Genomic DNA, 15,129 nt, shown 5'->3' on the forward strand with positions numbered 1-15,129 from the left:
CGCCGACTCGCCGACTGCTTCCCCGCCGTCGACTACTTCGAGAACTCCGGCCTGCCCTTCGTCATCGCCCTCAACGGCTTCGACGGACACCAGCCGTACAGTCCCGAAGAGGTCCGTGAGGCCCTTCAGATCGGCCCGGACGCGCCGATCATCATCACGGACGCGCGCCACCGCAGCGAGGCCAAGAGCGCGCTGATCACGCTGGTCGAGCACGCGCTGATGGCCCGGCTGCGTTAGCCGCGCCCGGTTCCGGCGGGCCCCGGCCCGCCGGAACCAGCCGGAACGCGCCGGTATCCACCGGTATCGGATACGGAGAAATCCCCCGCCCTCCATCGGAGAGCGGGGGATTTCGCGTGTGCGGTGCGGGCGTCAGCCCTGCCAGCTGTGCGGGGCGCTGAACGCCGGGCGGCGCTCCAGCCGGCGCCAGCGCGCGGCGCTGCGGCGCGGGCGGGCCGCGGCGCCGTCACGGGAGTGCCCGGCGGTGGCGGCCGCGCGGGCGAGCAGCACGGCGGTGACCGCGGCCAGCTCCTCGGCGTCGGCGTGGCCCTTCTCGACCCGGACCAGGGTGGCCGCCGCGGAGGCGGTGTCGGCGATGTCGGTGGGCGTGCTCACGGTGTCTTCGTCTCCCTCGTGGGCGTTACTGCGGCGGGTTGCCGTGCTTGCGGGACGGCAGGTCGGCGTGCTTGTCGCGCAGCATCGCCAGGGACCGGATCAGGACCTCACGGGTTTCGGACGGGTCGATGACGTCGTCCACCAGGCCCCGCTCGGCCGCGTAGTAGGGGTGCATCAGCTCGGACTTGTACTCCTTGACCATGCGCGCGCGCATGGCCTCGGGGTCGTCCGCGTCGGCGATCTGACGGCGGAAGATCACGTTGGCGGCGCCCTCGGCGCCCATCACCGCGATCTCGTTGGTCGGCCAGGCGTAGGTCAGGTCGGCACCGATGGACTGGGAGTCCATGACGATGTACGCGCCGCCGTACGCCTTGCGCAGGATGACCGAGATCCGCGGCACGGTCGCGTTGCAGTACGCGTACAGCATCTTGGCGCCGTGCCGGATGATCCCGCCGTGCTCCTGGTCGACGCCGGGCAGGAAGCCGGGCACGTCGAGGAAGGTGATCAGCGGGATGTTGAATGCGTCGCACATCTGGATGAAGCGCGCGGACTTCTCCGACGCCTCGATGTCCAGCACCCCGGCCAGCGACTGCGGCTGGTTGGCGATGATGCCCACGACCTGGCCGTCGAGCCGGGTCAGCGCGCAGATGATGTTGGTCGCCCAGCGCTCGTGGACCTCCAGGTACTCGCCGTCGTCGACGATCTCCTCGATGACCTTGCGCATGTCGTACGGGCGGTTGCCGTCGGCCGGGACGAGGTCGAGCAGCGACTCGCCACGCCGGTCGACCGGGTCGTCGGCCTCGGCGACCGGCGGGTTCTCCCGGTTGTTCTGCGGCAGCAGCGAGAGGAGGTAGCGCACCTCCTCCAGGCAGGTCTCCTCGTCGTCGTACGCGAAGTGGCACACGCCCGAGGTCTCGGCGTGCACATCCGCGCCGCCCAGGCCGTTCTGGGTGACCTTCTCCCCCGTCACCGCCTGGACCACATCGGGTCCGGTGATGAACATCTGGGACGTCTCGCGGACCATGAACACGAAGTCCGTGAGCGCCGGGGAGTAGGCGGCGCCACCGGCGCACGGCCCGAGCATCACGCTGATCTGCGGGATGACGCCGGACGCCTTGGTGTTGCGCTGGAAGATGCCGCCGTAGCCCGCGAGCGCCGAGACGCCCTCCTGGATGCGGGCCCCGGCGCCGTCGTTGAGGGACACCAGCGGCGCCCCGGCCGAGATGGCCATGTCCATGATTTTGTGGATCTTGGTGGCGTGGGCCTCGCCCAGCGCCCCGCCGAAGATCCGGAAGTCGTGTGCGTACACGAACACCGTCCGCCCGTGGACGGTCCCCCAGCCGGTGACGACCCCGTCGGTGTAGGGCTTCTTCGCCTCGAGCCCGAATCCGGTCGCGCGGTGCCGCCGCAGCGGCTCCACCTCGTTGAAGGACCCCTCGTCCAGCAGGAGATCGATCCGCTCGCGAGCCGTCAGCTTGCCCTTGGCCTTCTGGGCCTCGGTCGCCCGCTCGCTCGGGCCGCGCCGAGCCTGCTCGCGGATCGCGTGCAGCTCGGCGACGCGCCCGCGGACGTCACTCGCCTCTTCGGGCGCACCTTCGAGATTGGTCATGGAACGACGGTACGTTCCCTGACCCCCGGAAACGCATGTCAATTCCATACAACGTCGGGCCCGTTTTCGTGGGCAGGCGGAACAGAACTGGACAGCGGATTTCCCCTTACCCGGCACCCCCAAGGGTGAGGAGCCCTGTCGGCACCCCACAATCTTTCGGGCGACGCACCGTAACCGGCGGGGTCCGACCACCCGGATGGTCGGCAGCCGGGCGGATGTCGGCCTCGCCTGGGGGTGTCTTGTCGATCAGGCCGGATCAGCGAGCGGCGTCTGGTGCAGGGGGCACCGCCCAGCGGTAGCTGGGGGAGCATCGCAACCCGCGTGAGGAGAGCGCAGCGGCGCTGCGCGCGACGAGCGCGGGGCCGCGAGGTGCCGTGCCAGGCGTCGCGAGCCCGGCATGATCGGCGAGACACCCCCTAGCGCAAGGCGACCTCGCAGTGGTGGGTGGCGCAGGCCGTGCCGGGGGTGACGCGCAGCCGCAGGGCGCCGCCGGTGGCCAGCACCTCGACCGTGGCGTCGTGGGCGGTCACGGCGCGCACCGGATGCGCCCAGAGCACGTCGAACGGCTCCCCGGTCCGGAGCGGCTCGGCGATCGCGAGGTGTGCGGTGTGCCGTACGGTACGGCGCAGCAGCACGCTCGCCGGGGCGCCCGCGGTCAGCGGACCGGCCGTGCCCGGGGCCCAGAAGGTGGCCGCCGTGACGCCGAGCGACGGGATGGCGATGGCCTGCCGGGCGCCCGAGTTGGCGAGCACGGTCAGCCAGCGGCGGTCGGCGGCACGGGCGGCGAGGGCGGCCGGGCCCGCGCCCGGCATCAGGAGGTAGGCGTAGGACGCACCCTCGGGGTCGGTGCCGTGGTCGTGCCAGAGGGTGAGGTAGCGGCGGGTGAGGGGGCCCGGGGAGCCGCCGGTGTTGATGTCCCGCCAGGAGCCGGTGCGGGCCTCGCGCCGGGCGTGGAGGGTGGCGCCGCCGGGGAACACATAGCCGCCGTGCCCGGCGAGATGGGCCCAGCGCGCCCGCCGGAAGGTGCGGGTCCGCTCCGGTGCGGCGGGCTGGGGGACGCCGTCGACGGTGAGGGTGGGGGTGCCGTCGGCGCCCAGGTTGCGGTTGTCGACGACGGTGACGACGGGCGCGCCATCGTGGGCGGTGATGTCCGCACCCAGGCAGACGACCGCGTCGGCCACGCAGAACCAGGACTTCTTGGCGCGCAGGGTGGAGCCGAGCCCGCGCAACTCCTGGCCGATGGCGGCGAACTCGCCGTCGGTGGTGCCGCCGACCCACCGCGCGGCGGGTTTGGGTTCGCCCCAGCCGCCGCCCTCGTTGTCGGCGAGCGGCCGGGCGGAGGCGGTGGTTCCGGGCAGCCGGTAGGGGTCGACGGTGGGCCAGAAGGCGTCCGTGTACTGGGTCGCGGTGCCCTCGCCCGCCCACCAGGAGAGCATTCCGGCGCCGGTGTGCCAGCCGCGCGGGTGCTCGCCGTTGCCGTTCTCGTAGTACGCGATCCGGTCCGAGGCCATGGCCAGGGCGGCGGTCCAGCCGGGACGCCGGTGCACGGCCCGGTCCATGGCCGGGAACAGCCGGTGCCCCACGGGCTCGGGCAGTGCCGGGCCCGGCCCCTTGGCCACGGCCGCCAGCCGCGCCAGGTCCGCGACGCCGAACTGCGGGTCGGTCAGCACGGGGTTGCTGGTGTCGCGTGCGATCCAGCCCCTGACCATGCCGTTCCAGCGCTCCCGCGCGGCATCGTCCGCGCCCGCGCCGAGCAGGGCGATGGCGGCGAGGAACAGATGGCCGCGCTGATGGTCGCTCTGGAGGATCGACCGCGGGTCATTGACCTGGACGCCGCGGCTGACGGCCCGCCCGGAGACGGCGTCCATCATCAGCCCGTCGTGCAGCAGCGGGGCGTACGCGTGCTCCACGCTGTCCAGGATGATCCGCCGGTTGGGGTCGGTGACCTCCCACTCCGACCCGGCGAGCAGGGCGAAGAGCCGGCCGAGGCCGTCGAGCAGGACGTAGCCGTAGGTGCCGGAGTAGGCGACCCAGGTGTGCTGGATGAACGATCCGTCGGCGTAGAGCCCGTCGCCCTGCGTCACATACGGGAAGACGGGCGAGAGCGCGTCCCGGGCGAGCGCGACCTTGGCGGGCGCCGCCCCGAGGATGCCGCGCAGGGCCACGACGCGGCAGAGGTCGACCCGGTTGGCGCCGGTGCTGGTGCCGGTGTACTCGCCGAGCATGGTGTCGGGGACGAAGTGGTCGACGGCGGCCAGACAGCGTTCCCGCCGCTCGTCGCCGAGCTGGTCGTACAGGATCGTGAGGGTGTCCAGGAGCAGCCGGGGGCTGCCGATCTGCCACTCCCACCAGTTGCCGTAGCGGGTGGTGGCGGGACTGTAGACGGTGGCGCCGAGGTGGTCGATGCCGCGGGCGACGTCGTCGGCGAGACCGGGGTCGCCGGTGAGGCCGGTGCCGGGCTGGGCGTACGCCTGGGCCATGGTGTTCAGCCGCTGGTAGCTCTGCGTGATGCCCGCGGGCGGGTCGAAGGGCTGATCGGGCCAGAGCGAGGCGGCGGCGGGCGCCATGCTCGTCCGGAACCGGGTGGCCAGGCGGCCGGTCTCGGCGAGGCGGGCCGCGTACGGCTCGGCGGCGGGGTCGTAGCCGGTGCCGAGCGTGAGGTCGGTCCAGCGGCGGCGCAGGGCGGCGAAGTCCGGCGCGGCGGCGTGCGCGGCGGGCGCGGGCAGGGCCGGGACCAGGGCCGGGGATAACGCTCCGGTGGCGGCCGCGGCCAGGAAGCCTCGCCGGGACCAGGGTCTGAGCGGGCGCGGTGGCATGTGACCTCCTGCGGGGACGGACGGGCGGTGGGGTGATGCCCGGGTTCTCCGTCTTCCATACGCCACGGATGTTGAGGTTTGAACCGAAGAGGTCTACTCTCACCCTTGTTCAATATTGAACAAAAATATCCGTCAAGGAGGAGCCATGGGGGATCTCACCGCACTGACCGGGGACTACACCGTCGATCCCGCGCACAGCAGCATCGGCTTCACGGTGCGGCATGCCATGGTCACCAATGTCCGCGGGTCCTTCCCCGAACACGAGGGGACCCTTCACCTGGACGGCGCCGACCCGTCCCGCTCGACCGCCTCGATCGACGTCACGATCGCCAGTGTCGACACCGGCAAGGCGGACCGCGACGCCCATCTGCGCAGCGCCGACTTCTTCGACGCCGAGACCTACCCGCTGATGACCTTCCGCAGCACCGCCGCGGAGCGGGTCGACGAGGACCATTACCGGATCACCGGCGACCTGACCATCAAGGACGTCACCCGCCCGATCACCATCGACCTCGAATTCAACGGCTCGGCCACCGACGCGTTCGGCAACGAGCGCGTCGGCTTCGAGGGCCGTGCCGAGCTGCTGCGCTCCGACTGGGGCCTGACCTGGAACGCCGCACTGGAGACCGGCGGGGTGATGGTCAGCGACAAGGCCAAGCTGACCTTCGACATCTCCGCGATCAAGAACACCGCACAGGGCTGAATCCGCCTTCAGGGCTCGGTTCACCCCCGCACACTCCGCGGCCCCGGCAGGGCTACACCCCCGAAGGGTTCTGCCGGGGCCGCGGAACCTCGCGTACCGGCGGCTACTCCTGCGGCTCCACTCCGGCCCGCAGCAGCCCGTACGCGTACGCGTCGTCCAGCGCCTGCCAGGAGGCGTCGATCACGTTCTCCGCGACGCCGACCGTGGACCACTCCCCCTGTCCGTCCGTGGTGGAGACGAGCACCCGGGTCGTGGACTCCGTGCCGTGCTTGCCCTCCAGGATGCGGACCTTGTAGTCGACCAGCTCCATCTTGGCGAGCTGCGGGTAGATCCGCTCCAGGCCCACGCGCAGCGCCTTGTCCAGCGCGTTGACCGGACCGTTGCCCTCCGCGGTGGCGACGATGCGCTCGCCCTTGGCCCACAGCTTCACCGTCGCCTCGTTGGCGTGGGTGCCGTCCGGGCGGGTCTCGACGATCGCGCGCCAGGACTCGACCCGGAAGTAGCGCCGGGCCCGGCCCTCGGCCTCCGCGCGCAGCAGCAGCTCGAACGAGGCGTCGGCGGCCTCGTACGTGTAGCCCGCCAGCTCGCGCTCCTTGACCCGCTCGACCACCCGCTGCACCAGCGCCCGGTCGCCGCCGAGGTCGATGCCCAGCTCCTTGCCCTTCAGCTCGATCGAGGCGCGGCCCGCCATGTCGGAGACCAGCATCCGCATCGTGTTGCCGACCCGCTCGGGGTCGATGTGCTGGTACAGATCCGGGTCGACCTTGATCGCGGAGGCGTGCAGTCCGGCCTTGTGGGCGAAGGCGGAGACTCCCACATAGGGCTGGTGGGTCGACGGCGTCAGGTTGACGACCTCGGCGATCGCGTGCGAGATCCGGGTCATCTCCTCCAGCGCACCGGGCGGCAGCACCCGGCGGCCGTACTTCAGCTCCAGGGCGGCGACGACCGGGAACAGGTTGGCGTTGCCGACCCGCTCGCCGTAGCCGTTGGCGGTGCACTGGACGTGGGTGGCGCCCGCGTCGACCGCGGCCAGGCTGTTGGCGACGGCGCAGCCGGTGTCGTCCTGGGCGTGGATGCCCAGGCGGGCGCCGGTGTCGGCGAGGACGGTACGGACCACGGCGTCGATCTGGCCGGGCAGCATGCCGCCGTTGGTGTCGCAGAGGATCACCACGTCGGCGCCCGCCTCGTGCGCGGTGGCGACGACCCGCTTGGCGTAGTCGGCGTTGGCGCGGTAGCCGTCGAAGAAGTGCTCGCAGTCGAGGAACACCCGGCGGCCCTGGGACCGCAGGTACGCGACGGTGTCGCGGACCATCGCCAGGTTCTCCTCCAGCGTGGTGCGCAGGGCCAGCTCCACATGGCGGTCATGGGACTTGGCCACCAGGGTGATCACCGGGGCGCCCGAGTCGAGCAGCGCCTTGACCTGTGCGTCGTCCTCGGCCTTCACTCCCGCCTTGCGGGTGGCGCCGAACGCGACGAGCTGGGCGTGCTTGAAGTCGATCTCCGCCTGGGCACGGGCGAAGAACTCCGTGTCCCGCGGGTTGGCGCCCGGCCAGCCCCCCTCGATGAAGCCCACGCCGAAGTCGTCCAGGTGACGGGCGATGGTGAGCTTGTCGGCGACCGTCAGGTTGATGCCCTCGCGCTGCGCGCCGTCGCGCAGCGTGGTGTCGAAGACGTGGAAGCTGTCGTCGGGCCGATCCTTCATGGTGGTCTGGCTCCTGTCGGATGGATCTGGGGCTACCGGAATATCCGGTTCCGCGCCCTCCATGGTCCCGCACGCTCCGCATCCGGTGGGATGGTCCGGAAAACGAAAAGACCCCTCGCGGGTGCGAGAGGTCTGCGCGCGGGTCTGGGGCACGGTGGTCGCGTCGTACCGGGTCGTACGGGGCGATCACTGCGGACCGGCGCGCCTGCTGCCAATAATCGTGGCGAACGAGAGCACGGAGGCAGTCAAGCACAATTCCGCCTCCGTGCTCCCATCCGTCTCAGGATGCGGGCTTTCCCCCCGTAGAAGGGCTCAGCCCACGCGGTGGAGCCAGCCGTGGGGGTCGGGGGCGGCGCCGGTCTGGATGTCCAGCAGCGCCTTGCGCAGCTTCGTCGTGACCTCGCCGGGCTGCCCGTCGGCCACCGTCCAGCTCGCGCGGGCGGACTTCACCGAGCCGACCGGGGTGATGACGGCCGCGGTGCCGCAGGCGAAGACCTCGGTGAGGCTGCCGTCCGCGTTCCCCTCGCGCCAGTCGTCGACCGAGATCCGGCCCTCGGCGACCTCGTAGCCGAGGTCCTCGGCGATCCGCAGCAGGGAGGCGCGGGTGATGCCGGGGAGCAGCGAACCGGACAGCTCGGGGGTGACGATGCGGTTCCCGTACACGAAGTACAGGTTCATGCCGCCCATTTCCTCGATCCAGCGGCGCTCGATGGCGTCCAGCCAGACCACCTGGTCGCAGCCCTGCTCGGCGGCCTGCGCCTGGGCCACCAGCGAGGCGGCGTAGTTGCCGCCCGCCTTGGCGGTGCCGGTGCCGCCGGGGGCCGCCCGCACGTACTCCTCGGACAGCCAGACGGAGACCGGGTGCACGCCGCGCGGGAAGTAGGCGCCCGCCGGGGAGGCGATCACGACGAACAGGTACTCGTTGGCGGGCCGGACGCCCAGACCCACCTCGGTCGCGATCATGAACGGCCGCAGGTACAGGGATGCCTCACCGCTGCCCGGCACCCACGCCCGGTCCTGGGTGACCAGGGCGTCGCAGGCCGCGAGGAACAGGTCGACCGGCAGCTCGGGCATCGCCATGCGGCGGGCGGAGGCCTGGAAGCGCTCGGCGTTCTGCTCGGGGCGGAAGGTGGCCACGGTCCCGTCGGGCTGCTGGTACGCCTTGAGCCCTTCGAAGATCGTCTGCGCGTAGTGCAGCGTCATGTTCGCCGGGTCGAGCGACAGCGGGGCATAGGGCACGAGCTGGGCCTCGTGCCAGCCGCGGCCCTCCGTCCACTTGATCGTCACCATGTGGTCGGTGAAGTGGCGGCCGAATCCGGGGTTGGCCAGAATCTCCTCCCGCTCCGCGACGGAGAGCGGGTGCGAGGAGGGCTTGAGCTCGATCGAGGGCGTCGTCATTCGTGGTAGTCCTTCACTTCCGTTGTGGCGGACCGCGCTCACACCATCCTGCCCGTGATCGGTACTAGGACGTCCAAGCTTCCCGCTCCACACGGCGGCCCCACGAGCGATTATCGCCGACGTGGGGCCGTCAAGTTACGGATGCGTGCGAAAGTGCGCGGCCCAAGGTCGATGGTCGCACCCCAGCCGCGCACGGGCACAGGCTGGGGTCAGCCGGATACTCGGGCGGCGAGCGCGTCGCCGATCTCGTCGGTGGTACGCACCGCGTCCCGCTCGGTGAGGTCCTCGGCCACGGCGGCCTCGATGCGGGCCGCCTCGTCCGCGTAGCCGAGGTGCTGGAGGAGCAGGGCCACCGACAGGATGGTCGCGGTCGGGTCGGCCTTGCCGGTGCCCGCGATGTCCGGCGCGGAGCCGTGGACCGGCTCGAACATCGACGGGAAGGCGCCGGAGGGGTTGATGTTGCCGCTCGCGGCGAGCCCGATGCCACCGGTGACGGCGGCGGCGAGGTCGGTGAGGATGTCACCGAAGAGGTTGTCGGTCACGATCACGTCGAACCGCTCGGGCTGGGTGACGAAGAAGATCGTCGCGGCGTCGACGTGCAGGTAGTCCGTGGTGACGTCGGGGTACTCGGCGCCGACCGTGTCGAAGATGTTCTTCCACAGGTGACCGGCGTGCACCAGGACGTTGTTCTTGTGCACGAGCGTCAGCTTCTTGCGCGGGCGGCTGTTGGCGCGCTCGTACGCGTCCCGGACGACGCGCTCGACGCCGTACGCGGTGTTCAGGCTGACCTCGGTGGCGACCTCGGCCGGGGTACCGGTCCGCAGCGAGCCGCCGTTCCCCACGTACGGGCCCTCGGTGCCCTCCCGGACGACGACGAAGTCGATGTCGGGGCGCCCGGCCAGCGGGGTCGTGGTGTTCGGGAAGAGCTTCGACGGACGCAGGTTGACGTAGTGGTCGAAGGCGAAGCGCAGCTTGAGCAGCAGCCCGCGCTCCAGCACCCCGGACGGGACCGACGGGTCGCCGATCGCGCCCAGCAGGATCGCGTCGTGGTCCTTCAGCGACTCCAGCTCGGCGTCCGTCAGGGTCTCGCCGGTGGCGTGCCAGCGCCGGGCGCCGAGGTCGTAACTCTTGGTCTCCAGCTTCACGTCCTGGGGAAGGGCGGCGCCGAGGACCTTGAGGCCCTGGGCCACGACTTCCTGGCCGATACCGTCACCGGGGATCACTGCGAGGCGAATGCTGCGAGACATACCCGGACCCTACTCCTCGTCCCACCCCATGACATCGGTCGTCCGCCATACGGACAGATCGTTCATCGGTCAGGCCGCGTTCACCCGGAGTACGGCGTGGAGTCGCCCGCGCGGGGGAGATTCCGGATCATGCATACACCACGGTTCGGCATCCCGGAGCCGCTCGCGAGCCGGATGACCATGGCGGAGCAACACGAGTACCTGCGCGACGCCCTCCCCCGCCGACGGGTGCTGCGCGGGGGCGCCGCGACGGCCGGGGCGGCCGCGGTGGCGCTGGGCGGCGCGGGCTGCGCCCCCGCCGTCAAGCCCGACCCGGCGCCCGCAGCGGCCCCCCGCACCAAGGCGCCGAACGTGAACGGCGCCCTGGTGGCCCCCTTCGGCCGCCACCTCGCTCTCGGCGCCGACCCGACGACGCAGATGCGGGTCTCCTGGCAGGTGCCGTTCGCGGTGAAGCGGCCGTACCTGCGGATCGGTCTGCGGCCGACGGATCTGTCCCGGAAGGTCGAGGCCGAGGTCCGCCATCTGCACACCCCCTCGCTCGGCGACAAGCTGCCCGCGGTCGACCAGTACTACCTGCACGCCGCTGTGGACGGCTTGCACCCCGGCGTCACCTACTACTACGGCGTCGGCCACGAGGGCTACGACCCCGCCGATCCGCGCCACTTCTCCTCGCTGGGCACGTTCCGCACGGCGCCCGAGCGTCCGGAGAAGTTCGTCTTCACCGCCTTCGGCGACCAGGGGGTGAGCTATGACGCGCTCGCCAACGACCAGTTGATCCTGGGCCAGAATCCGTCGTTCCATCTGCACGCCGGGGACATCTGCTACGCGGACACCACCGGCCACGGCAAGAAGTCCGACCTGTACGACGCCCGGGTCTGGGACTCCTTCCTCGCCCAGACCGACTCGGTCGCGGCGAGCGTGCCGTGGATGGTGACGACCGGGAACCACGACATGGAGGCGTGGTACTCCCCCGACGGCTACGGCGGTCAGCTGGCCCGCTGGTCCCTGCCGGACAACGGGCCCGACCCCCGCAAGGCGCCCGGCGTCTACTCCTTCACCTACGGCAACGTGGGCGTCGTCGCGCTGGACGCCAATGACGTCAGCTACGAGATCCCCGCCAACAAGGGCTACACGGGCGGCGACCAGACCCGCTGGCTGGACCGCCGCCTGGGCGAGCTGCGCAAGCGGTCCGGCATCGACTTCCTGGTGGTCTTCTTCCACCACTGCGCGTTCTCCACGACCAGCTCGCACGCCTCGGACGGCGGGGTGCGCGACGCCTGGGTGCCGATCTTCGAGAAGCACCGCGTGGACCTGGTCGTCAACGGCCACAACCACGTCTACGAGCGCACCGACGCCATCCGCGGCGGCAAGGTGGCCAAGAAGGTGCCGATCGGCGAGCACGTGGACCCCGCGCGGGACGGGATCGTGTACGTCACGGCGGGCGGCGCCGGGGCGGACCTGTACGAGTTCCCGGTGCCCGACAGCTACGAGGGGCACGTCAAGGACCTCGACGAGGTGGAGAGCTACCACTGGACGAAGGACGGCGAGAAGAACGAGGACACCGTGGAGTGGTCACGGGTCCGCTACACCGGCTTCTCGTTCCTCGCGGTGGAGGTCGATCCGGGGCCGGTGCCGCGCATGATGGTCACGGCGCTGGCGGAGTCCGGGGAGCGGGTGGACCGCTTCGACATCGCCCCGCCCCGAGGGAGGTGAGAAGCGCCCCGGGGGCTGTGAGAAGCGGCCCGGAAGGCCGTCCCGCGGCTCAGTGACCGGTGGAGCCGCCGTTGTCGCGGCGGTCGAGCGCGCGCTGGAGCGCGGCGGCGGCGTTCCGCCGGTCGGTGTCGTCGCTCTTGCGGCGGACCCTGCGGATGGTCTGCTCGGCCATGGTTCACGTCTCCTCTGCTGAACCCCGGCGCGCGGCCGGGTGGAATCCCCGAGAAGGTGGCTGCCGTAAAGGGGCGGGGGCCTGGGTGCGGCAGGGGTCACCTGCGCGGTTGCACCGGGCCGCGTCCGCCGTCGCTCGATGGAGCGGGACGTTCGGCTTCCACAAAAGTAAGGGAGCAGAGCGTCAGTGTCTGCACAATTAGTCGGACGTCCTACTATCTGAGACGAGTCATGGCCGAGGCCGACCCCCGTCCGACCTCGACCATGGCTGGTTATCGACGTAAACTGCGGTAAATAACGCTGACTTGAATGCAAGACGCTAGCATTCGCGCGCCTCGGGCGTCCACAGGTTTATGCCGTTTCACCCCCTCTTCACGCACGCCGCCCCCGACCGGCTCGCAGCCAGATCGGGGGCGGGGCCCAGGGGGCGCGGGTGCGCCGGGCGGGTCAGCCCATGTGCGGGTAGCGGTAGTCCGTCGGCGGGACCATCGTCTCCTTGATGGAGCGGGTGGAGGTCCAGCGCATCAGGTTCTGCTTCGCGCCCGCCTTGTCGTTGGTGCCGGACGCGCGGCCGCCGCCGAAGGGCTGCTGGCCGACCACGGCACCGGTGGGCTTGTCGTTGATGTAGAAGTTGCCGGCCGCGAAGCGCAGCGCCTCGCAGGTGGCGGCGGCCGCGGCGCGGTCCTGGGCGATGACGCCGCCGGTCAGGCCGTAGGCCGACGCCGACTCCATCTGCTCCAGCATCGCGTCGTACTCGGCGTCCTCGTACACGAACACACCGATGATCGGGCCGAAGTACTCGTCCTTGAAGATCTCGTTCTCCGGGTCGGTGGAGACGAGGACGGTCGGGCGGACGAAGTAGCCCTCGCTGTCGTCGTACGTGCCGCCCGCGACGATCTCGATCGTCGGGTCGGACTTCGCCCGGTCGATCGCCGCCTTGTTCTTGGCGAAGGACCGGTCGTCGATGACCGCGCCCATGAAGTTGCCGAGGTCGGTGACCGGCCCCATGGCCAGCCCGTTGACCTCAGCCGCCAGCTCCTCCTTGAAGCCGTTCTCCCACAGGGAGCGCGGGATGTAGGCGCGCGAGGCGGCGGAACACTTCTGGCCCTGGAACTCGAAGGCGCCGCGGGTCACCGCCGTCTTCAGCACCGCCGGGTCGGCGGACGGGTGGGCGACGATGAAGTCCTTGCCGCCGGTCTCGCCGACCAGCCGCGGGTAGGTCTTGTAGTTCTCGATGTTGTTGCCGACCGTCTTCCACAGGTACTGGAAGGTCTTGGTCGAGCCGGTGAAGTGGATGCCCGCGAGGTCCGGGTGGGTCAGCGCCACCTCGGAGACGTCCTTGCCGTCGCCCGTGACCAGGTTGATCACGCCCTTGGGCAGCCCGGCCTCCTCCAGCAGCTGCATCAGCAGCACGGCGGCGTGGGTCTGGGTCGGGGAGGGCTTCCACACGACCGTGTTGCCCATCAGCGCGGGGGCGGTGGGGAGGTTGCCCGCGATGGCCGTGAAGTTGAAGGGCGTGATCGCGTAGACGAAGCCCTCCAGCGGCCGGTGGTCCGTGCGGTTCCAGACGCCCGGGGCGTTGGCGACCGGCTGCTCGGCCAGGATCTGGCGGGCGAAGTGGACGTTGAAGCGCCAGAAGTCGATCAGCTCACAGGGCGTGTCGATCTCGGCCTGCTGCGCGGTTTTCGACTGGCCCAGCATGGTGGAGGCGGCCATGGTCTCGCGCCACGGGCCGGACAGCAGGTCCGCGGCCTTGAGGATGACCGCCGCGCGGTCGTCGAAGCTGAGCGCGCGCCATCCGGGGGCGGCGGCCAGCGCCGCGTCGACCGCGTCCTGGGCGTCCTGCTTGGTGGCGTTCCCGTAGGTGCCGAGGCGGGCCGCGTGGTTGTGCGGCTGTACGACGTCGAAGCGCTCCCCGCCACCCAGGCGCTTCTCGCCGCCGATGGTCATCGGCAGATCGATCGGGTTGTCGGCCAGCTCCTTGAGCTTGGCCTCCAGACGGGTGCGCTCGGCGCTGCCGGGGGCGTAGGTGTGCACCGGCTCGTTCACCGGCACGGGGACCTGGGTCACAGCGTCCATGATGGCCGTTGTCTCCTTTGTCGTGAGGGTCGTCGTGGTGGTCGTGAGCCGAGGGCTGTCAGCCGCGGCCGACGAGCGAGCGCAGGAAGAACGCGAGGTTCGCGGGGCGCTCGGCGAGCCGCCGCATGAAGTACCCATACCAGTCTGTTCCATACGGGACGTAAACCCGCATACGGTGACCTTCCGCGACCAGCCGTTCCTGCTCGGCCGGACGGATGCCGTACAGCATCTGGAACTCGTACTCGTCCTTTTTGCGGCCCAGGCGGTGCGCCATGTCCTGGGCGATGGCGACCATGCGCGGATCGTGCGAACCGATCATGGGGTAACCCTCGCCGGACATGAGGATCTTCAGACAGCGCACGAAGGCCCGGTCCACCTCGCGCTTGTCCTGGTGGGCGACCGAGGCGGGCTCGTTGTACGCGCCCTTCACCAGCCGTACCCGCGAGCCTTCCCCGGCGAGCGCGCGGCAGTCGTCCTCGGTCCGGAAGAGGTACGACTGGACGACCGCGCCGGTCTGCGGGAACCGGGTGCGCAGCTCGCCGAGGATCGCGAGGGTGGAGTCCACCGTGGTGTGGTCCTCCATGTCGAGGGTGACCGTCGTCCCGGCCTCCGCGGCGGCCTCGACGACCGGCGTCACATTGGCGAGCGCGAGGTCATGGCCTCCGGGCAGCGCCTGGCCGAAGGCGGAGAGTTTCACGGACATCTCCGCGCGGGCCCCGAGCCCCTCCCCGGCGAGCGCCTCGGTCAGCGCCAGATAGGCGTCCCGGCTGCGCAGCGCCTCGGACCTGTCGGTAACGTCCTCCCCCAGGTGGTCCAGGGTGACCTCCAGGCCGCGCGAGGTGAGCCCCCGCACCGCCGCCATGGATTCGGCCAGCCGCTCACCGGCGACGAATCGATCCACCATGGGGCGTGTGACCGGCGCCGCCGAGACGATCCGACGGATGGCAGCACTGCGCGAAGCGGCAAGCAGCACGGGTCCCAGCACAGGGCACCTCCACGATGACGGCCGGTGAACGGCTCCAACAACTCACCGTGAAACTTAAGGATCGCGCGGAATCGGGGCCATCGACAGCTGTCAC

11 protein-coding genes and 1 pseudogene are annotated in these 15,129 nt (G+C 70.9%); 3 read left to right on the forward strand and 9 right to left on the reverse strand.

The window, feature by feature from the left end:
- Positions 1–237: pseudogene (locus LCH29_RS21235) on the forward strand (ATP-binding protein); the annotation flags it as partial.
- 132 nt (positions 238–369) lie between these two features.
- On the opposite strand, the gene LCH29_RS21240 reads toward LCH29_RS21235, so the two are convergent.
- The 3 genes from LCH29_RS21240 to LCH29_RS21250 all read right to left on the reverse strand — a co-directional run bounded on the left by LCH29_RS21240 (position 370) and on the right by LCH29_RS21250 (position 5,037).
- The gene (locus LCH29_RS21240) at positions 370–612 is read right to left on the reverse strand and encodes an acyl-CoA carboxylase subunit epsilon (RefSeq protein ID WP_446463327.1); all 243 of its coding nucleotides are present in this window, start codon (positions 610–612) and stop codon (positions 370–372) included.
- A gap of 25 nt (positions 613–637) precedes the next feature.
- A complete protein-coding gene (locus tag LCH29_RS21245; RefSeq protein ID WP_063728229.1) occupies positions 638–2,221 on the reverse strand; it encodes an acyl-CoA carboxylase subunit beta in 1,584 nt (527 codons plus the stop codon).
- A gap of 416 nt (positions 2,222–2,637) precedes the next feature.
- Positions 2,638–5,037, reverse strand: coding sequence for a polysaccharide lyase 8 family protein (locus tag LCH29_RS21250; RefSeq protein WP_446463328.1), 2,400 nt, complete (start codon positions 5,035–5,037; stop codon positions 2,638–2,640).
- Between the two features lie 145 nt (positions 5,038–5,182).
- On the opposite strand from LCH29_RS21250, the gene LCH29_RS21255 reads away from it, so the two are divergent.
- Positions 5,183–5,740 carry a YceI family protein gene (locus tag LCH29_RS21255; RefSeq protein ID WP_446463329.1) on the forward strand — a complete coding sequence of 186 codons (558 nt, stop codon included), beginning with the start codon at positions 5,183–5,185 and terminating at the stop codon, positions 5,738–5,740.
- 103 nt (positions 5,741–5,843) lie between these two features.
- On the opposite strand, the gene cimA is transcribed toward LCH29_RS21255, so the two are convergent.
- The 3 genes from cimA to LCH29_RS21270 form a co-directional block, all read right to left on the reverse strand.
- Positions 5,844–7,442: a citramalate synthase gene (gene cimA, locus LCH29_RS21260; RefSeq protein ID WP_446463330.1), complete on the reverse strand. Its 1,599-nt coding sequence runs from the start codon at positions 7,440–7,442 to the stop codon at positions 5,844–5,846.
- A gap of 312 nt (positions 7,443–7,754) precedes the next feature.
- Complete coding sequence (locus LCH29_RS21265; RefSeq protein WP_446463331.1) at positions 7,755–8,840, reverse strand: branched-chain amino acid aminotransferase; 1,086 nt, start codon at positions 8,838–8,840, stop codon at positions 7,755–7,757.
- A 209-nt stretch (positions 8,841–9,049) separates the two neighbouring features.
- Entirely contained in the window at positions 9,050–10,087 is a 1,038-nt protein-coding gene (locus tag LCH29_RS21270; RefSeq protein ID WP_446463332.1) for a 3-isopropylmalate dehydrogenase, read from the reverse strand.
- Positions 10,088–10,216: 129 nt separating this feature from the next.
- Between LCH29_RS21270 and LCH29_RS21275 the strand changes: the two genes are divergently transcribed.
- Entirely contained in the window at positions 10,217–11,800 is a 1,584-nt protein-coding gene (locus LCH29_RS21275; protein ID WP_446463333.1) for a purple acid phosphatase family protein, read from the forward strand.
- 49 nt (positions 11,801–11,849) lie between these two features.
- Here LCH29_RS21275 and LCH29_RS21280 read toward each other — a convergent pair whose 3' ends face one another.
- The 3 genes from LCH29_RS21280 to LCH29_RS21290 form a co-directional block, all read right to left on the reverse strand.
- On the reverse strand, positions 11,850–11,972 hold the full coding sequence (locus LCH29_RS21280) for a hypothetical protein (protein WP_446463334.1): 123 nt from the start codon (positions 11,970–11,972) through the stop codon (positions 11,850–11,852).
- Between the two features lie 446 nt (positions 11,973–12,418).
- Positions 12,419–14,050, reverse strand: coding sequence for an L-glutamate gamma-semialdehyde dehydrogenase (pruA, locus tag LCH29_RS21285; RefSeq protein ID WP_446463335.1), 1,632 nt, complete (start codon positions 14,048–14,050; stop codon positions 12,419–12,421).
- A 58-nt stretch (positions 14,051–14,108) separates the two neighbouring features.
- Positions 14,109–15,035 (reverse strand): proline dehydrogenase family protein, encoded by a 927-nt coding sequence (locus tag LCH29_RS21290; protein WP_446463336.1) that lies wholly within the window; start codon positions 15,033–15,035, stop codon positions 14,109–14,111.
- Between the last annotated feature and the right edge of the window lie 94 nt (positions 15,036–15,129).

The organism is Streptomyces sp. BRA346, assembly GCF_052851135.1.